Raw genomic sequence first — 25,405 nt, 5'->3', positions numbered from 1 at the left:
TATAAGCTAGAGTTCAAACACATTACTTTGTTGCTGGAAGGCTTCTACATCTGCAATATAGGTGCCTTCAAGCTTTTCTACATGATCTTCTTCGTATTCATCGTCATGTTTATTTACTTGGTTTATCGTAGACATGATCAAGCGGTCAGAGGTGCGAGATTTTAATTCCACCATAAAGCGAATAAGGTCGATGCGTTCTATTTTTTCTAATTCTTCTGCGATCCTCTCGGATTTATTAAAGGCTTTATCTTTAATACCAATGGCGTGCCACAGACGTTTACTTTTGCTGTTTATGTTGGCATCTGGTTCATGTAATTTAGAGATCAAGCCTTGTTTACTTGATTGCCATTGCTGTTCGGTAAACGAGATCATCCCGAACGGGAAGAAATCAATAAAGTCATTGATCGCATCCAACAGTTTCACTGGTTGAGTATGTGGTGACTGTACATAGAACATCAAACCCGCATGACGATTAAGCGGGATATTACCTGTACCAACGACATAACCCAATTGTTGTTGGGTGCGTAACTCATAGAAGAATTTAGACGACATCACATGATTAGCCAAACTGTAATAAGCGAGCTCTTTTGGTGATATCTCTGATGCTTGGTAATAAACAATCAGCGCGGCATCATTATGTTCAGTAGCAACTTCATGCACCAACGAACCTGTATCGCGAATGTCCACTAATTTACGTATTGTCTCTTTACCGGGAGAGCTAAATGGATGCAATTTATCTCTCACATACTGGCTTATTTCTAGCGCTTGAGATTGATGCCAGTCACCGTGTACGAATACTTCAACACTGATGTTTTGATATACTTTTTCCAAGTACTCAGGTAATTGCTCCTGCTTAATACTCACTAACGCTTTCGCTAAGCGCTCACTCGAGGGATTATTTGGTTGTAGCACCGAGGTGAGCGTTGAAAATAAGCGATTGATTGGTTTTGCTTGTTTCTGATTTTCCCACGAGATAAGCAGCTGATTACGAATACTCGAGAAGGTTTCACTATCAATCATTTGTAAGTGACGATGACCGATGATCAGTTTTAATAATTCGAACTGTTTCTGGGCAAACCCGGCAATGTGTAAGGTAAAGCCGCCTTGGTGCGCATAAATGTGGTAATTAATGCCAGCAATCTCGGCTTGATAAGTCAGGCTGTTTAATTGCTCCATCAAGAGTTCAACCGCTAATCGGGTCATCGCAATATTATGGGTATTGGCAATGGCATATTCACTGTCTATTGAAATGAAGATATTACCCTTAGGTAAATGGAACTGATGTTCTTGCATAAACCAAGTTTTAAAACCTTCACTCTGATCAATTAGCCTTGGTTGCTCAGTTAGGTTGGCTTCATCAAGCGAAAGGGCTTCTAAAGACGAGCTCATGAAGCGGTTTTTTATAGGCAGTGCCAGGCTTTCATCAATCTCTACATTCGCCCAGCGTTGTTGCTGGTAAGGTGTAAAGTCATCGACACGATAAGGGGTATCATACCAAGCGGCTGTTTTATTGGTGTCCAAGTTTGGTGCCGATACCATTAACCGCATATTCGTAGCATTAAACTGCTGTAAAAAGAAACGACAAGCCTCTATATCAAAGCCCGTCATCATGTAATCACCATAAATGACATGTTCAGGTGGATAAATATGTAAGTTTTGCGATAGGTGAGAGACATTTTTTATTGCCGGTATTTTTTCTTGGTAGCGAAATGCTTGCTCTAAGAAATTTTTCTTTTCGTCATAACGCCACGCCTGTAAACCTTGTTCTGCGATCAGTTTGATATATTGTAAACAGAATTCGACAATTTCGGTAATATGCTTAAAGCCATCGCTCGTTAAGCCCATAATGACATTGTAATCTTTAAAGTTAGCACCACTTTGACCACTACCTGCAGATAATGCGGTTACCCAACCTTTGCGTTTTAACAACGACAGTAAACTTCCTTCCGTTTCATCACCAAGTAACTGACTAATGTGACTCAATGGTTTGATTTGGTAGTAGGGCACAATATCACCGAGCGGAAAGCAGATGTATAATTTTTTGTGGCCACTGATCGATTCAACCCAAATGGCTTGTTGTAATTGCGCGTCGGTATATAAAGGGGTCGCTAAAGGGACCGCGTTTATGCCTCGGTTAGGGGTAGCTGAGAACATCTCGTTAAGCATGTGTTCTTGTTTATCGAGTGAAAGTTCGGATTGTATAACTAACTTCATTAAAGAGGCGCAGTAATGTTGTTCGTAAAATCGCAGCAGTTCTTCACGCAGGGTGTAGGTTTCTGTGTCCGCGAGCGTAGAGAGATTACCCACCGAAAATTTGCTAAATGGATGGGTTGGATTGACCGTTTCTTTATGAACTTGATAAAAACGGCGAACATCATCTTTTAGCTTTAGCTTAAATTCTGAATCAACAGCATGGCGTTCTCGGTCTAACAAGTCGGAATTGAAGCTGGGGGCGATAAAAAATTGAGCGAAACGATCCAACGCATTATGGAAATAGCTGTTGTTAATATCAAAGTAATAGTTGGTGTATTCGGTGCCTGTCCACGCGTTGTTGCTGCCACCATGCATGGAAATAAATGACTGGTACTCACCGGGGTTGGGATATTTATCGGTACCGAGAAAAAGCATGTGTTCGAGTAAATGCGCAAGTCCTTCATGTTGCTGGGGATCATCAAAGTGACCCACAGCGACAGACATTGAGGCGGCGGACTTTTTACATTGATCATCTTGGATCAATAATACCGCTAAACCATTTGGGAGCGTGATGTGACGATATTGTTTGGAATCATTAGGGCTAGTAATCAAGGCGAGTGCTCCATGTAATGGCTGCATAGAAAATAAATTAGATCGGCTTCAAAGAATCGCGAATCTAAAATGCAGTAATGAATACTGGGGTATAACCTTATTAACAATATAAAATCGTGCGATGACGATACTATTTGCTAATAATATATAAGTCAGTATGGCGCTAAAATAGCGGTAAGTAATTATTTTTTGAAAAGAATTTCAAAAAATATAAGCTAAACGTGGTTTTTAATATTTTTGTCATAAAGGCGCGTTATCATGCAATCGTTTTTTGGTGCTGTGTTAATATCTATAAGACTTCAATAGATAATGTAGCGTGGTGGTATGAAGATTTATATTATGCGACACGGTCAAGCAGGCTTATATGCAAACAGCGATGCGGAACGTGAGTTAACGGGTACAGGACGACAACAGTCTGTTGATATGGCCAGTTGGTTAAGTGCGATTGAACCAACTTTAGATTGTGTATTACACAGCCCTTATGTACGAGCTGCACAAACTTGGCAAGTTATCGGGAACTTATTTACCGTAAACAGTGTCGAAGTCTGTGACGATATAACCCCATACGGGGATGCAGAGTATATTGCTGATTATGTTCGTGCACTGGTTGAGCAATATAATTACCAAACAATCTTACTGGTTTCGCATTTACCTGTAGTGAGCTATCTCACTTCAGTATTGACAACCGGTAAGCAAATGCCAGCCTTCGCAACATCTGCGATTGCTTGCTTAGAATTAGATGAAAATAGTTGTAATTTGAAGTGGTTAGAAACACCCGCGAGTATAAAGTAACACACTGGTTTTTAATGACGTTTATAATTAGTGCTTACACTTTATACAAGGCTTAATGCAATGTTAAATATCTTTGCATTACCCTATTGTTAGTATATTATGCCGCCATCTGTTTAAGTACTTGGATGGTACTTATATAAGCGTATAAAGGAGTGCTAAATGCGTAGTTTTAAACAGTTTAACTCATTGCGTATCGCAAGATATGTAAAGAGTTTTTTTCATGGAACCCTCTATGTCACAGGTTTGGGATTGTTAGAGTTCCAGCAAGGTTTGTTAATCATGCCGAGCAATGCAGCGAATAATGTTAAAATGCGTATCTCGGAAGTAAATCGTGAAATTAAAGGATTTGCAGTTTAGCAAAGCGCGCTTGAAAGGTTAGTGTTATACACTAACCTTTTTTTGTGCCTGTCTTTTGGTTCAGTTGGATAGCGAGTTTTGCTCTTACCGATAAAGCATTTGATGTTAGGCGATAAACATCGACACATTAAAGCCTACTGTAATAGCTAAGCCAATCAGCATAATAATGATGACATTGTAACGCTTTAGAAAACTAAGCCTTGGGTGCTTTACGTTAAATATTGCAGCTTTGTCAGTCTTTACCCTTATCTCTTCTGCTTTTATTGCGTGTAATCTATTCTCTTCTATCATTGCTTCTTCAAGCTGCGCCAAACGCTCGTTATTTTCTTTTTCTAGCTCTGCAAACCAGAGATCTTGTTTATCGACCACCATTAATTCATTACCTTAAAAAGTCTTCTTTATTAGTCAACTCAACGAGAATTGATATTGCAGCACTGCCACCCCAAGTTTTGGTTGCTTGGTGAAATGCTTCAATATCAGGATGCTGGGCTAACCACATTGGCAATTGACGCTTAAGAATATTTTTGCCATGACCGTGCATGACATTACAACAGCGGATATGCTGTTTACGGCACTCTGCGATTAATGCAGATATTTCTACCTTGGCGATTTCTTGGGTTAAACCATGCAAGTCCAAAAGCAATTCGGGTTCGTAATCACCACGACGTAATTTCTTCAGCTCATAGGGTGAAACGCCATCACGTATATAACGGGTAGGGCCTTCGTCTGCAATGTGGGGCTCAAATTGATCGGAGAAAAAATGTTCACGTTGCGCTGATTCTTGGCGGATTGAATCATTTGCTTGTGTTTTCGGTTTATTAGCCCTGATTTTTGTTTTGCGTATGGTATCCTGTGTCAAAGGTTTTATACCTTTCATACTATCAGAAAAAAGAGCGTGTTCATCTGGTTTCAGCGCGGCTTGCGATACTTTCACTTGCGCAGCTTGTACCTGTTCTTTTGCTACATCTATTTGCAGCAACATCTTTTTTTTCATTTGTTTATTAAACATAATGTTAGTTACCCAAATTCAACTGCTAAGCTCAGTTGATTAAACATTTTGTTATTTTACCAAAATTGGAGTCAATTGTGGACAGGATTTTTATTGACGAAGCAGTCAAAGAGTTAACGACAATACAAGATATCATCCGTTGGGCGGTTAGCCGTTTTAACGATGCGGGTATTTTTTATGGTCACGGTACTGATAACGCGTGGGATGAAGCTGTACAGTTAATCTTACCGACACTACATTTACCATTAGATATTGACCCTCAAATTCGTCATGCGAAACTGCTTACTTCTGAACGCCAAAAATTGGTTGAGCTGATCGTTCGCCGTGTAAACGAGCGTATCCCTGCAGCATATTTGACTAACAAAGCATGGTTTGCTGGTTTAGAGTTCTTCGTTGATGAACGTGTTTTAGTGCCACGCTCACCGTTTGCAGAACTGATCATGAATGGCTTCCAACCTTGGTTAACACACGAACCTATGCGTATCCTTGATATGTGTACGGGCAGTGGTTGTATTGCCATTGCATTGTCACATGCATTCCCAGATTCAGACATTGATGCAGTTGATATTGAACACGGTGCGATTGAAGTTGCCGAAATCAATATTCAAGATCACGGTGTTGAAAATCAAGTAACACCAATTCAATCTGATTTGTTCTCGAACCTAACTGGGTTACGTTACGACATGATCGTATCGAATCCTCCTTATGTTGATCAAGAAGACATTGATAACTTACCAGACGAGTTCAAACACGAACCTGAAATCGGTCTACAGTCTGGTTTTGATGGACTAGAGCTAACGCTTAAAATGCTAGCACAAGCACCTGACATGCTAAACGACGGCGGTTTACTGTTTGTTGAGATTGGTAACAGCATGGTTCACATGCAAGAGAAATTCCCTGAAGTACCATTTACCTGGTTAGAAATGCAAAACGGCGGTCACGGTATCTTCGTGATCAGCAAAGAGCAGATCGAAGATTCAATGGCAGAATTTGCTCCGTTTAAATAAATAGTCGCTCCGTTTAAATAGTCGCCCCGTTTAAATAATGCGGTAACGAACTATTATTGGGTCTTTAACCCATGATAAACCTGTGATCATCTTATGATGATTACAGGTTTTTTTTATTCCTTTTTTAGCTATTTTCTATTGTCGCTAAGCCGCGGGTCTTGTATTCTCAAAGGTATTAGTCGGCATTATATAAAGGAAACGCTGTTATGGCAGGGAATAGTATTGGGCAATTATTTAAGATCTCCACATTCGGAGAAAGCCATGGTCCAGCACTTGGGTGCATCATTGACGGCTGCCCTCCAGGACTTGAAATCTCACTCGAAGATCTGCAGTTTGATCTCGACCGTCGTAAGCCTGGCACATCTCGCTATACCACTCAACGACGTGAAGCGGACGAAGTTCAGATCCTTTCTGGTATTTTTGAAGGTAAAACTACAGGTTGCTCAATTGGCCTGATGATCAAAAATACCGATCAACGTTCACAAGATTATTCAAATATTAAAGATACCTTCCGTCCAGGTCACGCTGATTATACTTATCATCAGAAATTTGGTCATCGCGATTACCGTGGTGGTGGTCGTTCATCGGCGCGTGAAACGGCAATGCGTGTAGCAGCGGGTGCAATTGCGAAGAAATATTTGAAAGAGCAACACGGTATTGTGATTCGTGGTTATTTATCACAACTGGGCCCAATCAAAGCAGAAGCACTGCAATGGGATCAAGTTGAACAAAACCCATTCTTCTTTCCTGATCCAAGCAAATTAGAAGCGCTTGATGAATACATGCGTGGATTGAAAAAATCAGGTAACTCAGTGGGCGCTAAAGTAACTGTGGTTGCTGAAGGTGTTCCTGTCGGTTTAGGTGAGCCGGTATTCGATCGTTTAGATGCTGAAATAGCTCATTCATTAATGAGCATTAATGCCGTGAAAGGTGTTGAGATTGGTGATGGTTTTGGCGTTGTAGAACAGCTTGGTAGTGAGCACCGCGATGAAATGACACCAGAAGATGGTTTCCTTTCTAATCATGCTGGTGGCGTACTGGGTGGCATTTCAAGTGGCCAAGACATCATTGCTCACATTGCGATGAAGCCAACATCAAGTATTACCATTCCCGGTAAATCAATTGATAAGTTTGGTAATGCAATTGAAGTGGTTACCAAAGGTCGCCACGATCCATGTGTGGGTATTCGCGCAGTGCCAATTGCTGAAGCACAACTTGCTATCACGCTAATGGATCACTTGCTAAGACATCGAGCGCAGAATCTACATGTAGTAACAGACACACCAAATATGTAGTTAAGCTCTCCCTTAAAGTAAAAGGGGAGGAGTTAAAATGTTATTATCAAATACCCATCAGCTTAGGTTGATGGGTATTTTTACATTTAATCGGCTACATAATTACGGTCAACAAATTTCACTTAGAATCCATTGTCTAAATGTTTCAATTTTTTTATTATCAATTTGATTTGTAGGTGTTTTTAAATAAAAACCTTCTGTTGTCGGTATCGTTTGCGAAAAGGGGGCTATTAACTCACCTTTATGTATTGATTTTTTTACCAATGAACTACGTCCGAGTGCAATTCCATGACCATATTTTGCCATTTCAAATGCCGATACTAACGTATCAAATGTCATCCCTTTATCAGTATTAATATCATGAAATCCAGTAGCGTTAAGCCAGTGTCCCCAGCCTTCTTCATAACCAATAACATGCAATAAAGAGTGATCATTAAGTTCACTTGGGCATTTAGGGATTGGCATACCACTTAATAATGTGGGGCTACATACTGGTATTAACTCATCCCAAGTCAACCTGTCAGATCTAAAACCGTCCCAATTTCCATGACCGTATCCCACATTAATATCTGAATCTTTATCAAGATCATCGGCCCAAATATTACTCGTAAAACGGATGAGAATATCAGGATGTTGTTCATAAAAGGATGCCATTTTAGGTGCTAACCATTGGCAAAAAAATACGAGGTTAGAACAGACTGTAATTTTTATTTTTTTGCTATCACCAAAAATCTCATTTGTTGTGGCTGCAAGTTTATTAATGGCTTCGCTAACGGGTGGAAAGTATGATTGTCCAGAATCAGTCAATGTTAAACCACGTGGTAAACGTGTAAATAGAGGCATACCTAAATTAGATTCTAAGCATTTTATTTGAGTACTAATTGCAGCTTGAGTTAAATTCAGTTCATTCGCCGCTTGTGTAAAATTCAAATGGCGAGCTGATGCTTCAAAAGAGCGTAACCAGTTTAAAGGTGGGAGATTTTTTTTCATTTTAGAACCATAAATGAGACATGTTGTCGCGAATGTTATCATGCTAAAATTAACTTTTATTAGACTTAGATCTAAGATAAAAACTTATATTAAGAGCATGCTCAACTTAATTTAATTCGGAATGAAAATAAAAAGTTAGATATGTTAATGGGTTAAAATATATTTTTATTGTTCAAATAATCTGTCTGTAGCACTAAACTTTTTTGCGGCTACAGACAAAAGATAAACAGGCTCGAACTTATTATTCGGCTTATTTTAATGTTGGCATTGCGAATTCAACATTTTCGCGCAGACTTGTTGAAGGCCAGCGCTGGGTAATTGTTTTTCGTTTAGTATAGAAACGAACACCATCTGGACCATACGCATGTAAATCACCAAATAAAGAACGTTTCCAACCACCAAAGCTATGATAAGCAACTGGTACAGGTAATGGTACGTTAATACCAACCATACCAACTTGAATATGATCAGAGAAGTAACGTGCAGCTTCACCATCACGCGTGAAGATACAGGTACCGTTACCGTATTCATGAGCATCGATTAACGCCATTGCTTCTTGCATTGTATTAACACGAATAACTTGTAGTACAGGGCCAAATATCTCGTCTCTGTAGCTCAACATATCTGTTGTTACGTTATCAATTAATGTACCGCCAACATAAAAGCCGTCTTCATATCCAACCACTTCAGGATTACGACCATCAACAACAATCGTGGCGCCATCTTTTTCTGCACTATCAATATACGCATTTACTTTTTCTTGATGTGCTTTTGTAATAACAGGGCCAAAATCATTTTTTGGATTGCTATATGGACCTACCTTTAAGTCTTGCATTGCAATCGTCATTTTTTCAACCAACAAGTCACCAGCTGTGTCGCCCACAGCAACAGCAACAGATAATGCCATACAGCGTTCGCCAGATGAACCAAATGCAGCGCCAACAAGCTGATTTACAGCGTTGTCCATGTCAGCATCTGGCATAATGATGGCGTGGTTTTTAGCACCACCAAGTGCTTGACAACGTTTACCATTAGCAGCTGCTGTAGAATAAATATATTCCGCAATCGGTGTTGAGCCTACAAAGCTAACGGCTTGAACACGCTTATCTGTTAATAGTGTATTAACCGCGGTTTTATCACCATTAATGACGTTAAGTACGCCTTTTGGTAAACCCGCGTCTTGTAGTAACTGAGCAATGAATAGTGTTGCGCTCGGGTCGCGTTCAGATGGCTTAAGAATGAATGTGTTACCACACACGATCGCCATTGGAAACATCCAGCAAGGTACCATCACAGGAAAGTTAAATGGTGTTATACCCGTTACCACACCAAGTGGTTGAAATTCGCTCCAGGAATCGATACTTGGTCCTACATTTTTACTAAATTCACCTTTTAGTAGTTCTGGCGCACCACATGCGTATTCCACATTCTCAATACCACGTTGTAATTCACCCATCGCATCATGAGAGATCTTACCGTGTTCTTGGCCGATAAGTTCGCAGATTTTTTCTGCATTCTGTTCCAATAATTCTTTAAATTTAAACATAACACGAGCACGCTTAATAGGTGCCGTATTACGCCATGCAGGGAATGCCGCTTGAGCACTTGTAATCGCAGCTTCAACAGTTGCAACACTGGCAAGATCAATATTCTTTTCTGACCTACCTGTCGATGGGTTGAAGATAGGCTGACTACGTTCACCATCAATAATCATTTCACCGTCAATCAGCTGACCAATAGTTGTTAATTCTGTGATTGTCGCTTGAGATTTATCCATTACTACTTCACTCATGAGAGATCTTCCCTTTTGATAAGCGAATATTCGCTATATTTAAATTAATATAAAATGCTACATGTAAAAGTTGGGTAGTTAATCAACCCAAATCTCTTTATATATCGCAATCATTTCGTCAATGCTTGGAACCCGAGGATTGTTATTTGGTGAGCCTGACGCTAATGCTTGTTTTGCCATTGTAGGCAGCAAATCAAAGTACTTAGCGCCCTCAATACCAAACTCAGCTGGTGTTGGTACGTTAAGCTCAACATTTAGAGCCTTAAGTTCTAGAATCAATTTTTCATTGGCGACATCAGTTGAATCTGTTTCACTTGCAATGCCCATGGCTTTTGCACAATTAGCATAACGTTCTGGTGCTGCAGGAATAGAAAATGCGGTAACTGCAGGTAATAACATCGCATTAGATAAGCCGTGAGGTACATGAAAAGCGGCACCAATGGGACGACTCATGCCATGAACAAGTGCAACCGAAGCATTTGAAAACGCCATGCCAGCAAGCGTAGAACCTAACATAATGTTTTCACGTGCCGTTTTATCATTACCGTCATGATATGTTTTACGTAAATTTGGCGCGATGAGCTTCATCGCTGAGATAGCTTGTGAGTCACTAAACGTATTCGATTTTCTACTTACATAAGCTTCGATCGCATGCGTTAATGCGTCAATGCCGGTATCCGCGGTAATTCGGGCTGGTAATGAGAGGGTTAACTCAAAATCAACCAATGCTGCAACAGGCATGAAACCAACGCCTGCGCATAACATTTTTTCATCATTCTTTTCATCGGTTATAATCGTGAAACATGTACATTCAGTACCAGTGCCAGCGGTCGTTGGAATTGCAATTAGGGGTAATCCTTGCTCGCTAACAACCCTCGGTACTTTATAATCACGCATTTCACCACCAAATTGTGACAAAACAGAGATTGCTTTCGCGCTATCAATCGGACTGCCACCACCCAGTGCGATTAAGCAATCAAAATCACCACTTTTAGCTTTATTGATACCATTTTGAATCGAAGCGACAGTCGGTTCTGGGACTGTATCATCAAAGATTTCAGCGGCTAAATTTGATAATGCTAATGCATTTTTGATTTGAGCTGCATAACCTAATTTGACCATCATTTTATCTGTAATTATCAAGGGTTTCGATACGCCCAAGTTATTTAAAACGTTCACTATATCTTTACTTGCACCAGCGCCAATTTGCATTATGCGTGGTAATATTACTTGTGATGACATGACTATCTTCCTATTTATAATATAGAGGGGAACCAATAACCCCTCGCTATTTGATTGTTATTACTTTAGCTCGGCAAGTGTTGCTGATTCAGTTGGATAATCCTCATGTAATGCACGGATTAAGCCTATAACAGAAAGTATAATAACGAACGAAAATGGTAGTGCGGCCAATACTGATGCGGTTTGCAATGTCTTTAAGCCTCCAGCAAGTAGCAGCACTGCTGCAGATGCGCCTATCGCACAGCCCCAGAAAATGCGGTATCTTGGTAATGGATTTTTTTCACCCATGCACACCAGTGAACAAATAACTAATGTCGCAGAGTCTGCTGAAGTGACAAAATAGGTCACAAGCATTACGACACAAATGACAGCCATTAAGATGGTAATTATTGAGCCTGAATCCATCGCTTCAATTGTTTTAAACAAGGCCATCGTCATGTCAGTGTTTACCGCATCGATAATACCTGCACCTGCTTGTTCTAAATAAAATGCAGTAGAGCCAAATGTGGTGATCCAGAACGCGCCCATTATCGTTGGTGCAACTAAAACTCCCGCTACAAACTCCCGAATCGTACGTCCTTTTGAGATACGAGCGATAAATACACCAACAAATGGTGCCCAAGATAACCACCAACCCCAATAGAAAATTGTCCAATCACCTTGCCAAGAGTCATCTGGATTAGTGTTAACCCAAAAACCAAGTCCGACAACATTTGTTAAATAATCACCAAAATTAAGTACAAATTCACTTAAAATATAAACCGTCGGTCCGAGTATCAAAAATAATACCAGGATGACAATCGTCAGCTTCATATTGATGGTACTAATGACTTTAATACCTTTATCAACACCTAGTAATACCGAGCCGATAGCGACTACTGACACAATGGCGATAATGATGATTTGATTGACTGTCGATACTTCAAAACCAAGTAAATAGCTCATACCCGCATTTATTTGTTGAGCGCCAAGGCCAAGCGATGTTGCAATACCAAATACAGTGCCAAACACGGCTAGATAATCTGCTGTGTGGCCTATTGGGCCATAAATTTTTTCACCAAATATCGGATACAATGCTGAACGTATCGTCAGTGGTAGTCCTTTATTATACGAAAAATAAGATAAGGCTAAGCCAATAAGAGCGAATATAGCCCAGCCATGTAATCCCCAATGGAAAATCGTCACTCGCATCGCAACTTGTTTTGCACCTTCAGGATCTATCGCGGCACTGACAAAGGGGTTTGATTGGTAGTGATATATAGGTTCTGCGATACTCCAGAATAGAATACCAATGGCGATACCAGCACTGAATAGCATCGAAAACCAAGCGAAATCACTATATTCAGGTCTATCAGTCTCTTTGCCTAAGCGTACTTTACCAAAGCGACTGAAAATCAACCAGATTGAGATAAATAAAAATATGCTCATTAAACCAATGTAATACCAGCTTAAATTATCTGTAATAAATTGTTTTGAATTGTTATAAATGGTATTGGCAAAATCTCCACCAACAATTGTAAAAATAATAAAAAATAAAATTAATAGCCCTGATCCAATCATCATGACTGGATTTGAACCTTTAAAAAATCCTTCCTTCGCGATCATATTTTGATGACTCACAAACAGCTCCTTAGATTATGTATCAATATTATTACCTACCAACAATGTCATATATCACCGTATTGTATTTCGGCTTTTAATACGTAATTTACAACAATGAAACCCCTGTCATAAATGTTAATAAAGTGATGCTGAAACTTAATTGCAGGTCATAAATTCAGTGTTTGCATTGTTAAGCAGTTACCTGTGATTGAAAAGTAATTTAAATCACCTCTATGGCCATAGTTTTTTTATAGTTATAAAACAGTTGCTTAGGGGTACCTCGTAGGTGGTACTTTATTGTTTTAAGAAAAATGTCAAAGATTTACAAGTAAGAATATGAGACTTGTCACTTTATTTTTAGCCATAAAAAAAAACACATCTAAGGTTAAATTTTTGTTGCTGGTCTGATTTTTATTTTGCTAATAGTATCCGTTTGAAAGAACACGATATTAATAATTCACATCATAAAATCGAAATTCATATAATTGGAATCTAATCATGACAACTCAAATTCAATTACCACTTAAAGGTATTTCTATTATCGATTTTGGTCAGCAAATAGCTGGCCCAGGTGCTGCAATGATTCTCGCTGACTTAGGCGCAACGGTCATTCACATTGATCCACCGACAGGCCCTCTTTGGGATCACCCTGCCAACGCCATATTGAACCGTAATAAGAGTTGTCTTCGTCTAGACTTGAAAGACCCAACCCAACAGAAAGAAGCGCTGAGCCTAATAGCAAAAGCTGATGTTGTACTAGAAAGCTTTCGCCCTGGTGTAATGAAAAAACTAGGCATCGATTTTGAAACACTACGCCAAGAAAATCCTGCTTTGGTTACATTATCTGTACCTGGGTTTGCAAGTAATGATGAACTGCGTAGTGGCTGGAAAGCAACGGAAGCAATCGTTTCAGCTGCATCCGGTGCGTTTAGTGATATGGGGTATAACCGAGTCTTGATGGGTTTAAATCCAAGTTTTTCTCCATTGCCATTAGGTTCTTCATACGCAACCGTACTTGCCGCAAGCGCTGTTATTTTGGCGCTTTATGCCAGAGAAAAAAGCGGCCGAGGTGATCATATAGAGGTGCCAATTGTTGCAGCGCTAATGGAAGGCTTATCATATAATTCTTATGTTGTTGAAAATTTACCAAATCGTTATAAAACAATGCGTGATCATGAAATTGAATATCGTCAAGCAAACAATATCGAAATGGATTTAAGTTACGAGGACCTTCAAGAGTACTTAGACCCATTTTACCGTACATATTTATGTGCAGATGGCCGCATGTTTTATTGCGTTTGCCCATCACATCGAAATCATGCAAAACGTGCATTAAAGGCATTAGGCATTTATGAAGAACTTATTAGTGATGGTTTACCTGAAGTTGAAAATCTACATTTACCAACAAATGAATGGGATGGAGAAACATCAATCGGTGTTTATCCACTACCTAAAAAATGGGCCGATATTATATCAACAAAAATGAAAGTGGCATTCCTTACAAAGACATCCGAAGAATGGGGGGGGATTTTTGGTGAAGGAAAGATTCCAGGTGCACCACATCGTACCACGCAAGAATGGGTAAACAGTGAACATTGCGAAAAATCAGGTCTTATTGTTAAAGTTGAAGACTCACAGTATGGTTTAATGAAACAGCCAGGCCCAATTGCATGGTTAGAAGAATGTGCAACAGATATGGTCACACCGACAGCACGTATGAATGTGACCGTTGCACGTGCTTTAGATTTATTATCAGTCAACGAAGCTGCGCGTAACTTACCCGAAGCTTCAACAATTGTTAGTCATAAAGGTTGGTTAGACGGTATTAAAATCCTTGATTTAACAAACGTTATTGCAGGACCACATGCTGCGGCATTACTCACACGTTTTGGCGCAGAAGTAACAAAAATTGATACTGTCTCTCCTATGTATGACCCACTGATCGGTACGTTTTTTACTTTCCTAACTAATATGGGTAAAAAGAGCGCGTTAATAGATATAATGTCAAACAAAGGTCGTGAAATATTCAATCGTTTAGTACAAGAAAGTGATATTGTTTTAATTAATGCGCCAAGCAGACAAATGGTACATTTAGGCCTAGATTCAGAAAGCCTATTAGCTATTAATCCAAAAATATTGTTCTGCCGTTTAGATTGTTTAGGTGGTCCATTGGAAGGCCCTAAAACAAACTATATTGGTTACGATGATATTATCCAAGCTAACAGTGGTATCATGAGCAGATTTGGTGGAATAGCAACGCCAGAAGAACATGCTCATCTGGGTACTCTCGATGTTAATTGTGGTTTCGCTGGCGGTTTAGCTATGGCAACATCGTTATTCCATTTACAACGTACTGGTGAAGTAAGCCGTGCAAGAACATCGCTTTCAGCTGTAACAAATTTAGCGCAACTCCCATTTGCTTTTGATTATGAAGGCCGAGCACCATTTAATGAACCGTCTGGTCGTGATGCACTTGGGTATAATGCTTTGTCACACTTCTATAAGACCCTAGACGGTTGGATTTTCATTGACTCTAACATGCAAGAGCAAGATAAATTAGCCACTATCTCAGGTTTAGAAAAACTGACTGATGCTCAAGATAAAAAAGTATTTTTAACAAGCATTTTGGTAACCAAAAAATCTCAAACATGGATCGATGCGCTACACCAGATTGATATTGCAGCCGTCATCCCCCGTAACATTGAAGATTTACGTAAACAATACAGTCGTGAAATTAATGGGACAGCAGGGATAGACAGGGGAAGCTATGCTTTTTCTATCTATCCAAATCACCCTAGTGGCCACAAATTAACACAAGTTGATCATTATGCTATTCGTCCAGTAGAAGCATTTATTAAATCTGTTACTCCAACTGAGAGGTTTGGTCATTCTACACAAGAGGTTTTAGCTGGCGTTGGTTATGATAAAGATGAGATTGCAGCTATGATCGAAGAAGAAATTGCAGGTTTGGGTTGGGGTAAAGAGTTTTTACCAAGTGATGGACTCACTGCAACTGAAAAGGTAGAAATTAGCGAAGCGTTACAACCAGCTTAATTTATTACTAATTACCTATCATTAATTATATTAATGGTAGGTAATTATGACAAAGTAAGAAATTGGAGTCTGTGTGTCAGATAGAAAAAGGCACTGATAATCTCAGTGCCTTCATAAGCTTATTCTAGAAGTAGTCTAGGTTTATTTTGTCGCTGAAGCTAATGTCTGCTTCGCTGTCGTTTCACCTTGTGCTTGCTTCTTTTCAAAGCGAGAGATCCACCACCATGCAATTGCAGAGAACACCATCGTCATGAATACGTTGATAAAGAATGCATTCACTAAATCAACACCTGTTGGGAATGCTGATGCTGTCATACTTACCACAAAGATAACGATAAGAATTGAAACAATAGTCATACCCACTTTACGAGAACCCATGCGGAAATCACGTGGTGTGTCATCGTATTTAAGACGGAAGATGAAGTAAGCAACCATAATAAAGATAGGCGGTAACATCGCTGTACCAGCAGTTAAGTTAATTGCTGTGCTCATCATCTCTTGTACCGATTCAGAACCGAAACCATTAACCACTAACATGATTACCACGAATGCGAACTGCCACCAAGCGGCACGTACTGGTACACCGTGCTCGTTAAGTTCAGTTGTTTTCTCGCCGTATACGCCTTTTGGAATTTCAGAAAAGTGAATTTTAACTGGTGCAGCTGTCCACATCATCATCGAGCCAAACATCGCAATGAACAGAATGATACCAACCAAGCGACCCACTACGTTTTCATTAACATTGAAGTATTGCGCCATACCGGTAAATATTTCAACCATACCGCCAGCATAAGTCAGTGACTCACGTGGAACGAATACGTTTACTAATAGAGAGCCAATTGCATACATAGCACCGATAAGGATACCTGCTGAGATGATCACGCGGATAAACGTTTTCTGACCGCCTTTCACATCTTTCAAATATGCAGCCGCTGTTTCAGCACCTCCTGCAGCTTGGAAGATCCAGCACATAATACCAATCGTTGCCCAGTTGATCGTCGGCGTCATTGCTTCCATCGTAATTGGTTGAGCCGGAACATGGTCACTACCGAGTGCCATTACCGCCCCAACAACATAGATACCAAACAGCGCGAATACACCGTAAGCCACAAGTTCAGAAATTCTACCTAACCAAGATGCACCCTTTGTCGAAATGTGCGTTGCCGCAGCAAACAAAACAATCGAGATAATAGAAGTTACCACTGGAGAGAAATTGTACTCATATCCAAGCATTGCATAAGACGCATAAGCAATTACGTTTGGTAGTAGTGATACAAACCAAAATAGGTTCACAAACCAATACAGGAACGAACCAAGGTAGGCATTCTTTGTGCCTAATGGTTTTTTCAACCAGTCATACATGCCTGATTCTGAATCTTTATTGGCAGATACAAATTCAGAAATAATAAACACGAATGGGATAAAGTAAACCAAGGTAGCCAGTAAAAATATAGGCGCTGAACTTAAGCCTAATTCGATATTATTATTAACAATGTTACGGACATTAAATACCGCCGCGAGAGTCATAGATAACAAAGCGAACTTTCCTATCGTGCCACGTACAGATTGAGACATAATTAACGTATCCTATATTAATTAAATTATTAAGTGATCTTTAGTAAATATCCAATTATTAGCTTTACTAAAAATTACTGTGGTTAAGTCATTAAACAGAAAATAAGCAACAGACCAAATGAGTATAATAGAACATGTCGCTGTGCTTACTTATCTGTGTTTAACAAAGGAAGCACCGATGTCACTGGTGCTTCATAATGTAATTCAACGCCTATAATTGAACTGCAGGTTTTGCTTCTTCAGCAAGTTCTTCGTGTGTCAGTGATTGTTCATACTTGTTGTATTTCCACCACGCGTAGCCAAGGAAAATAACAATCCCGCCAACGTTGTAGAAAATAATAGTCATGATGTCTGCGCCAGTTGGGAAGGTTGAAGCAAAGAACCCAACAGTAAAGATAGCGATAAGTACAGACACAATAGCGATACCGGTAAAGCGAGAACCCATGCGGAAGTCACGCTCGAGGTGATCTAATTTTAAGCGTAGGTTGAGGTAAGCAATCATGATGAACAGAGGTGGTAGCATAGACGCTGCCGCTGTCATGTTGATGATAGTGCTCATTAAGTCTTGCACCGTGTCAGACGCCAATGTTGGGATAAACATCAGTGGGATAACAATTAAGAATTGAATCCATGCTGCGCGTACCGGTACACCTTGTTTGTTGAGTGCCACCGTCTTTTCACCAAAAATACCTTTTGGAATTTCAGAGAAGAAGATTTTCACTGGTGTTGCCGTCCACATTAATAATGAACCCAACATGGCAGTAAACGAGATGATACCAACAAAACGGTTCATCATGATTTCTGGTAAACCGAAGTGTCTTGCAAGGCCTTCAAATACTTGCACAGAGCCGCCGGTAAATTTCAATGCTTCACGTGTCACAAAGACGTTCGCTAAGATAGAACCCACAGAGTAAAGTGCACCAATAAAGATACCTGCAAGGATGATGACTTTAACGAATGACTTGTGGCCGCCTTTAATATCATTCACATAAACAGCAACAGATTCTGCGCCACCTGCAGCCATAAAAATCCAGGTGATCACACCGAGGAATGCCCAGTTAAACGATGGTGTCATCGCTTCAATTGAAATTGGGTCCGCAGGTACAATACCGCCCATTAAAGCGCCAGCTGACAGGATGATGTAAGACAGTGTGAGTAACAGCATGAGTGACGATGTAACGGTCGTAATTGGACCCAGTAATTTGGCTCCGTTATTTGATACGTGTGTTGCAACCGCGAAAAGTAAGGTACTTAAAACCGCCGTTGTCATTGGGGTGAATATATACTCAAACCCTAAGAAGGCATACGACGCGTAAGCAATAATTCTTGGTAACAGTGACGTGAAAAAGAAGAGGTTAACGAACCAATAAGTATAAGCTGAGATGAACGCCCAGCGACCACCTAGCGAACTTTTTACCCAAGAGTAAACACCCGCTTCAGAACTTTTGTTGAGTGACACAAATTCAGCCACAATTAAGCAGAACGGGATAAAATAAAAGATGGTTGCGAGAAAGAACATAGGGGCAGACGATAAGCCTATTTCAATATTATTATTAATAATATTATTGAAGCTAAAAACCGCTGCAAAAGTCATGGACAATAGGGCAAATTTGCCTATCGTGCCTCGTCTAGATGTTGACATAAGGTACTCCGATGTATCGTGTTTCAAATGTAGGTAAGGAGGGATTTGGACGGTTAAGTTCCAATCCCTCTCTCATTTTTAGTTCTGGATACGTGCCCAGACTTTATTATTAAGCTATCTATTTGGTTACTGATGTAACTATTTATCTAGCTATTTATTCAACTACTTATTTAATTATTTATTCAAAAAATAGCCGTCTTCGATTGTGACTTTCAGTACCACTTTTCGCACTGTATTATCACCGTGGAATCGGTACGCTTTTGAGTTATCAAATACAGCGACTTGGCCTTCACAAAGTTGCTGTATTTCACCGTGACCTGTCAGGTATTCACGGTCAGTTTCATCGGAGTAAACTTGCACTAACTCAAGATCAGACTTGTCTGCTATTTCTACCGTTTCACGGCCTGCTAAGTAATAATGCACATCAAAGTAACGACGATTGCCTTCAAAGGTTTCGGTATTACGTGCGATGCCATCTTCAATCATGTACACCAACGAATCGCCGATAGAGTACATCACGCCATCTCTTAGATTGCCGATGTTCTCAATTGCTTCAATGCAGCGATGCCATTTACGGCCATCGCGATATACCACTTTGAATTGGTCTAAATTATCTAAAACGATCATTACTTATCTCCGCCAATAAGAGTGTGTGCTTGAATCGCGTCGTCCGTTGTTGTGAACGTATGATTTGCGAGTGCGCTTGACTTGCAACCACCCTGGTGAAAAGGGACTAGCGTTAATGCGTAGTTAAACTTATCCATGTACACACGGTATGAATCTAATACTTCCGAACCCCAAGAGTTTGACCCTAAGCCCATCAATTTGTGGTCAAGGTTCACGGTAATGTAACCGCTCTTTTCAAGTTCAATCGTGTGTTGTGCTTCATGGATGTTTTGGTTGGTGTAGAACCAAGCACTGAAGTTAATTTCTTGCTCTGGTTTCACAAACAAGCCAGTACCTTGGCGGTTTGCTAATGATGCCCAGCGTACATGTTGGCGGTTGCCGTTGTTTTGTGGGAACGGATAGTTCTCAAACATATCTGCAACTGTCGTTTTGTACACATCAATCATGTTAGCTTGCTGGCTGTCTTGGTAGTTTTCTTCAGGACCGCGACCGTAGTATTGCACTTGGTCGAAGTCATTATTGATGCCTAAATCTAAGCCAAGTACTGGGATAACATGTGGGTATTTACCGTAGCGTTCGCCGGCAAGTTGAATGTTGATTTGGCCTTCTTTATTCACTTCGTACACGTAAGTACAACGCATACCAAAATCAAATACCGGTGGTGCAATAATGCTGGTCACGGTGAAGATCGCTTTACCGTCTATTTCTTCAAGCGCAATTGAACGGAAGTGCTCTTGCATTATGTGCAAGTGAGCAGGTTCCCACAAACCATCGTGTTCTTGTTTGTGGTTATCAACCATAGGTTTGAAGAAATTCAGTTTTGGTGAACTGGCAATCAGCTCTTCGCCGTTAACCAACCATGATGTTAATTTACCGTTCACTTTAGAGAAGTTAACTGCAAAATTTAGCCCTTTAACCACATAATTTAAGCGAGATTCAACTACGTCTAATGCAATGGAATTGCTATTCGCGAATGTAGGTAGTTGTTGGGTGTTCTCTTTTAATTGTATTTGGTAAATTGCGATGTCGTGGTTTGCTTCGCTGTAACGCGTGCGAGAGTCTTTGCGTACCGTGAAATTAATGAATACTTCACGACCATCTAACTCTGGCAGGGTAATTTCAATATCACGGCTGCTGTTTTCTGCTAGTTCGATTACTTTAAATGTAGTGCTTTGTAGTGTTTCACCTTCGGCGCGTATTTCAGCTGTAATGGTGTAATCATCAAGGTTTGAGAACCACAGCTTGTTATCAACAGTGAAAATACCGTTTGTCGCATCTTTCGCGCGGATCTTCACAGGTGCAATTACTTGCTTGTATTCTTTTAACCCCGGACCCGGTGTTTGATCTGAATAAACCAGACCATCCATACAGAAGTTATAGTTATTTGGGTAATCACCGTAATCGCCACCGTATTTCAAAAATTCAGTGCCGCTTTCATCTTTAGCCAGAATTCCGTGGTCACACCATTCCCAAACAAAATGACCTTGAATAGAATCATGTTTGTAGAACACGTTTTGGTATTCCGTCAATCCGCCTGGACCATTACCCATAGCATGCGCATATTCACAAATGATGCGTGGTTTGTTATGTGGGTGTTCACCAAAGGCATTCATTAATTGCGCGCGAGAATACATGGTACTGATGATATCAACCACTTCGGCATCACGGTCTTCTTCATAATGCACTAAGCGTGTGTCATCAATTGCTTTTGCAGCTGCATACATAGCTTTGATGTTACAGCCATAACCAGATTCATTACCCAGCGACCACATGATGATAGAGGCATGGTTTTTTTGAGCATGGATGTGGCGTTCGATACGTTCAACGAATACCAGTTCCCAAGCTGGATCATTAGTGATACGGCTCAAGTCATCCACGTTAGCAAAACCGTGGGTTTCCACATCGGTTTCGGCCATCACGAATAAACCATATACATCACACAGCTCGTAAAAACGGGGATCATTTGGATAATGTGCGGTACGTACTGAGTTGATGTTGTGTTGCTTCATCAAGATGATGTCTTTCTCAACACGATCCATACCGACAGCACGCCCTTTTAGGTGATCGTTATCGTGGCGGTTAACGCCGTGTAACATGACGTATTTGTTATTGATGTAAAACAAACCATCGCGCACTTTAATATCACGGAAACCAACACGCTGCGGGATGATCTCAAGTACCTCGCCTTGTTCGTTTCTTAGTGTCAGTACTAATTGATACAAGTGAGGATTTTCAGCAGTCCAGTGAATAGGGTTAACCAGATCAATGGTAACGTTTACATTTTGAGTCGAAGCAAAATCCAATGACTTGATATTACCTTCTGCCAGCGCTGTTGCATCATCATATAAGGTATATTCGAGTGAATAATTAGCCACTGGATCCGGTGTTAAGTTTTCTAGCACCGCTTTACAAGACAGGGTCGCATTTTGGTAAGTATCATCAAAGTCAGTACAGACGGTAAGATCTTGCACGTGTACTTGTTCTTTACCCACTAAGTAAACATCACGGAAGATACCGCCTGTCCACCACATATCTTGATCTTCAATGTAAGTTGAATCAGCCCATTGCATTACACGCACGGCCAGTAAGTTTTCACCTTGTTGGGAAAATTCTGAGATATCAAATTCAGCCGTTAAGCGACTGCCTTTACTAAAACCAACATAGTGACCGTTAACGTAAACTTCAAAGTAAGTTTCAACGCCATCGAACTTGATGATGGTTTGCTTATTGCTCCATGTATCGCCCAACGTGAATGTACGTTGGTAAGCACCAGTTGGGTTATCACTTGGTACGAAAGGCACATCAATCGGGAATGGGAAACCTTCATCGGTATATTGAAGATCGCCATGGCCTTCCATTTGCCACATATTTGGAACGGTGATCTTGTCCCAGTTGATCATGTACTGAGAATAAAATTCGTCAGGTACAAGCAGCGGATTAGTGAAAAAGTTAAAGTTCCATTGGCCACTTAGAAGTTGATAGTGGCTGCTTAATTCACGTTGGAATGTTCTTGCTGTTTGTACTGAGTCGTATGAGAAAAAGTAAGCACGCGGTGCCATTCTATTTTCATTCAGGCGGAAGAAGTTTTCCCAATTGTTCACGTGTAGCCTCCAAGACGATAGCGATAGTTCTAAAAAATTTAGCAAATTGCTTCTGGTAAAGCATGTTAACTAAAGTTTTAGTAAAACAAAGCGGGGGGTTGTTTTACTTTTAACTGGATCACAGTAGATGCTAATTTTTGTGAGCTAGATAACGTTAACTCAAGGTTGTAATGTAACTAATTTGTATGCTGTAAAGTGAACGGGTAGAGGGAATGTTAAGAAGTCGCTTGAAAGGGGGTAAGAAAGAAGAGGGGGGGGGATAGCAGCATAGCGATATGCTGCTTTGATTTTAGTTCATGCTATTTCTTGGTGGTATCGCGTAAACGTAAGTTACTTGGAATATACGCATTAATCGGGATCACACGTTCATCTCGGCGGCGCTCAATCAATAAATTAACCCCTTGGCTCCCCATTAATTCTGAATGAATACGTACCGTTGATAACGATGGAAAAGTAAATTTAGCGGTCGGAATATCGTTAACACTGATCAAGGCTATGTCGTTAGGTATGGATAGACCTTGCTCATGAATAGCGCGTAATACACCGATGGCGATTGAATCTGACGCGATAAAAAAAGCATTCGGATAATCAGTTTCAAGCATCTTTTTCGCGAGTTTATAACCTGATGAACTTGAGAAGTCACCGCGGTATAAATCTGATTCCAATACGACGCCTTTTAGCTGACCATATTCGCTAAAGGCTTGTTCACGGATATCCGGTGTATCAATATCATCCTGACCACCAATAAAGCCAATGCGGCTATAGCCTTGATTGGTAAAGTGATTAATAACTTGCTTGCTGATTCTAGCTAGGTCGATATCGACAGAGTCAAAGGCTTCTTCATGATCTGTGTAATCAATATAAACAATGTTTTTAGTGAGTTTTTTTATCGCCGTTAGTTGTTCTTTACTTTGACGACCAATTAATAAGATCCCGTCTACTTGCGAGTTCTTAATATTGAGGTTGCTCTCGTAACTGTTGGTCAGGGCTATATCAAACTTATCACATTGAGTTTCTATGCCGTGACGAATAGCCAGGTAATAAGGGTCATTTATTTCAGTATCTTGCTTGTAATTATACAGGGCGAGAAAGTGCAGATGCTCTTTTATTTTCGCAGGTAATGCGCTTGCCAGTTTTCGCGTTGAACTGGTTTTGTATTCCAGCTTTTCTGCTATTTCAAAGATACGTCGTTTGGTTTCTTCTTTTACACTTAATGTTGGATCTTCATTTAATACACGCGATACCGTCGCTAATGAAACCTTAGCTTCGTTGGCTATTTCCTTTAATGTTGCCATTCATCCTCCAGCCCATTCATTATTGTTCTTTTATAGTGGGGTATTTTACGGAATAAATGAAATTTTTGATACCTAAATCTCATTTTTAGTAAAACTTTACTAATCGGCGGTTGTTTTTGTGGAAACGTTTACATTTGATCGGTAGGGTACTCAAATATTTTAGAGAACCACTGACTTCGTGTCTTAAAATTGCGGGAGAATTCGTTGTGAAAATATTGGTAACTGGTGGCATGGGCTATATTGGAAGCCATACATGTGTGCAGATGATTGAAGCAGGCATTGAGCCTATTATTATCGATAATTTAGATAACAGTAAATTGGCGGTACTCGATCGTATTGAAGCATTAACGCAGGTTCGCCCTATTTTTTATCAAGGTGACGTGCGTGACGAAACCTTTCTAGACCAAATTTTCACTGAACATACGATCGCATCGGTTATTCACTTCGCAGGGTTAAAAGCGGTTGGTGAATCAGTGCAAAAACCATTGGAATACTACGATAACAATGTAAATGGTTCACTCGTGTTGGCACGCTCAATGCGTAACGCCAATGTGAAAAGCATCGTATTTAGCTCTTCGGCGACCGTTTATGGTGATCCAGAGGTTGTACCAATTACCGAAGATTCCCCGACAGGTGCGACGACCAACCCTTATGGTCGCAGTAAATTTATGGTCGAGGAATGTTTTTCTGACCTTTTTGATGCTGAAAATGATTGGAGCATTACCTTACTACGCTACTTCAACCCGGTTGGCGCTCATCCGTCTGGCACCATGGGTGAAGATCCGCAAGGGATCCCAAATAACTTAATGCCGTTTATTGCGCAGGTTGCAGTTGGTCGTCGCGAATCATTGTCAGTGTTCGGTGATGATTATTCAACACCGGATGGTACGGGGGTTCGAGATTATATCCACGTTATGGATTTAGCCGATGGTCATATTGCCGCATTAACCGCGGTAGGCCAAAAATCGGGATTACATATTTATAACCTCGGCACAGGTAAAGGTTCAAGTGTATTAGAAATGGTGAATGCGTTTGCACAGGTATCAGGCCAACCAATTCCTTACCAATTATGTCCACGCCGCGCTGGTGACATTGCCGAGTGCTGGGCCAATACAGCAAAAGCCGAACAAGATCTCGGTTGGAAAGCCACGCGCACTGTGATGGAAATGAGTGCTGATACATGGCGCTGGCAGTCAACGAATCAACAAGGATATTAATCT

The 25,405-nt window shown here is 40.4% G+C and carries 18 protein-coding genes; 6 read left to right on the top strand and 12 right to left on the bottom strand.

The annotated features are described in order from the left end of the window. Positions 1-6: 6 nt before the first annotated feature. Complete coding sequence (locus tag HWV02_RS17270) at positions 7-2,832, bottom strand: insulinase family protein (protein ID WP_211688898.1); 2,826 nt, start codon at positions 2,830-2,832, stop codon at positions 7-9. A 312-nt stretch (positions 2,833-3,144) separates the two neighbouring features. Here HWV02_RS17270 and sixA point away from each other — a divergent pair, with 312 nt between their 5' ends. Both sixA and HWV02_RS17260 read left to right on the top strand, forming a co-directional pair. Continuing rightward, the gene (gene sixA, locus HWV02_RS17265) at positions 3,145-3,597 is read left to right on the top strand and encodes a phosphohistidine phosphatase SixA (RefSeq protein WP_255546885.1); all 453 of its coding nucleotides are present in this window, start codon (positions 3,145-3,147) and stop codon (positions 3,595-3,597) included. Between the two features lie 159 nt (positions 3,598-3,756). Continuing rightward, complete coding sequence (locus HWV02_RS17260; RefSeq protein WP_211672671.1) at positions 3,757-3,954, top strand: DUF1107 family protein; 198 nt, start codon at positions 3,757-3,759, stop codon at positions 3,952-3,954. A gap of 105 nt (positions 3,955-4,059) precedes the next feature. On the opposite strand, the gene HWV02_RS17255 is transcribed toward HWV02_RS17260, so the two are convergent. After that, positions 4,060-4,326 carry a hypothetical protein gene (locus HWV02_RS17255; RefSeq protein ID WP_211676961.1) on the bottom strand — a complete coding sequence of 89 codons (267 nt, stop codon included), beginning with the start codon at positions 4,324-4,326 and terminating at the stop codon, positions 4,060-4,062. 7 nt (positions 4,327-4,333) lie between these two features. After that, positions 4,334-4,963, bottom strand: coding sequence for an endonuclease SmrB (gene smrB, locus HWV02_RS17250; RefSeq protein WP_211676960.1), 630 nt, complete (start codon positions 4,961-4,963; stop codon positions 4,334-4,336). A gap of 77 nt (positions 4,964-5,040) precedes the next feature. Here smrB and prmB point away from each other — a divergent pair, with 77 nt between their 5' ends. Both prmB and aroC read left to right on the top strand, forming a co-directional pair. Further along, a complete protein-coding gene (gene prmB / locus HWV02_RS17245; RefSeq protein ID WP_211688896.1) occupies positions 5,041-5,970 on the top strand; it encodes a 50S ribosomal protein L3 N(5)-glutamine methyltransferase in 930 nt (309 codons plus the stop codon). Between the two features lie 206 nt (positions 5,971-6,176). Then, a complete protein-coding gene (gene aroC / locus HWV02_RS17240) occupies positions 6,177-7,265 on the top strand; it encodes a chorismate synthase (protein WP_211676959.1) in 1,089 nt (362 codons plus the stop codon). A gap of 108 nt (positions 7,266-7,373) precedes the next feature. Here aroC and gcvA read toward each other — a convergent pair whose 3' ends face one another. From gcvA to HWV02_RS17220, 4 genes are all read right to left on the bottom strand, one after another. Beyond that, on the bottom strand, positions 7,374-8,255 hold the full coding sequence (gcvA, locus tag HWV02_RS17235; RefSeq protein ID WP_211676958.1) for a transcriptional regulator GcvA: 882 nt from the start codon (positions 8,253-8,255) through the stop codon (positions 7,374-7,376). A gap of 250 nt (positions 8,256-8,505) precedes the next feature. After that, positions 8,506-10,047, bottom strand: coding sequence for a CoA-acylating methylmalonate-semialdehyde dehydrogenase (locus HWV02_RS17230; protein WP_274609796.1), 1,542 nt, complete (start codon positions 10,045-10,047; stop codon positions 8,506-8,508). Positions 10,048-10,125: 78 nt separating this feature from the next. Continuing rightward, positions 10,126-11,289 carry an iron-containing alcohol dehydrogenase gene (locus tag HWV02_RS17225; protein ID WP_211676957.1) on the bottom strand — a complete coding sequence of 388 codons (1,164 nt, stop codon included), beginning with the start codon at positions 11,287-11,289 and terminating at the stop codon, positions 10,126-10,128. A gap of 60 nt (positions 11,290-11,349) precedes the next feature. Continuing rightward, on the bottom strand, positions 11,350-12,909 hold the full coding sequence (locus HWV02_RS17220) for a BCCT family transporter (protein WP_255546883.1): 1,560 nt from the start codon (positions 12,907-12,909) through the stop codon (positions 11,350-11,352). Between the two features lie 480 nt (positions 12,910-13,389). On the opposite strand from HWV02_RS17220, the gene HWV02_RS17215 reads away from it, so the two are divergent. Next, on the top strand, positions 13,390-15,945 hold the full coding sequence (locus HWV02_RS17215; protein ID WP_211676956.1) for a CoA transferase: 2,556 nt from the start codon (positions 13,390-13,392) through the stop codon (positions 15,943-15,945). Positions 15,946-16,086: 141 nt separating this feature from the next. On the opposite strand, the gene HWV02_RS17210 is transcribed toward HWV02_RS17215, so the two are convergent. From HWV02_RS17210 to ebgR, 5 genes are all read right to left on the bottom strand, one after another. After that, positions 16,087-17,520: an amino acid permease gene (locus HWV02_RS17210; protein WP_211676955.1), complete on the bottom strand. Its 1,434-nt coding sequence runs from the start codon at positions 17,518-17,520 to the stop codon at positions 16,087-16,089. A gap of 211 nt (positions 17,521-17,731) precedes the next feature. Beyond that, the gene (locus HWV02_RS17205) at positions 17,732-19,162 is read right to left on the bottom strand and encodes an amino acid permease (RefSeq protein ID WP_211676954.1); all 1,431 of its coding nucleotides are present in this window, start codon (positions 19,160-19,162) and stop codon (positions 17,732-17,734) included. Positions 19,163-19,336: 174 nt separating this feature from the next. After that, a complete protein-coding gene (locus tag HWV02_RS17200; protein ID WP_211676953.1) occupies positions 19,337-19,789 on the bottom strand; it encodes a beta-galactosidase subunit beta in 453 nt (150 codons plus the stop codon). Then, positions 19,789-22,890: a beta-galactosidase subunit alpha gene (ebgA, locus tag HWV02_RS17195; RefSeq protein WP_211688894.1), complete on the bottom strand. Its 3,102-nt coding sequence runs from the start codon at positions 22,888-22,890 to the stop codon at positions 19,789-19,791. The genes HWV02_RS17200 and ebgA overlap by 1 nt, the downstream gene beginning before the upstream one ends. Before the next feature lie 299 nt (positions 22,891-23,189). Beyond that, complete coding sequence (gene ebgR / locus HWV02_RS17190; RefSeq protein ID WP_211676951.1) at positions 23,190-24,185, bottom strand: transcriptional regulator EbgR; 996 nt, start codon at positions 24,183-24,185, stop codon at positions 23,190-23,192. Between the two features lie 206 nt (positions 24,186-24,391). Here ebgR and galE point away from each other — a divergent pair, with 206 nt between their 5' ends. After that, positions 24,392-25,402: a UDP-glucose 4-epimerase GalE gene (gene galE / locus HWV02_RS17185; RefSeq protein ID WP_211676950.1), complete on the top strand. Its 1,011-nt coding sequence runs from the start codon at positions 24,392-24,394 to the stop codon at positions 25,400-25,402. The last annotated feature ends 3 nt before the right edge of the window (positions 25,403-25,405 follow it).

The sequence above is a fragment of the Moritella sp. 28 genome (genome assembly GCF_018219435.1).
GTDB lineage: Bacteria > Pseudomonadota > Gammaproteobacteria > Enterobacterales > Moritellaceae > Moritella.
The sequence above is the reverse complement of the archived record's forward strand: the minus strand, read 5'-3'. Positions and strand labels throughout refer to the sequence as shown.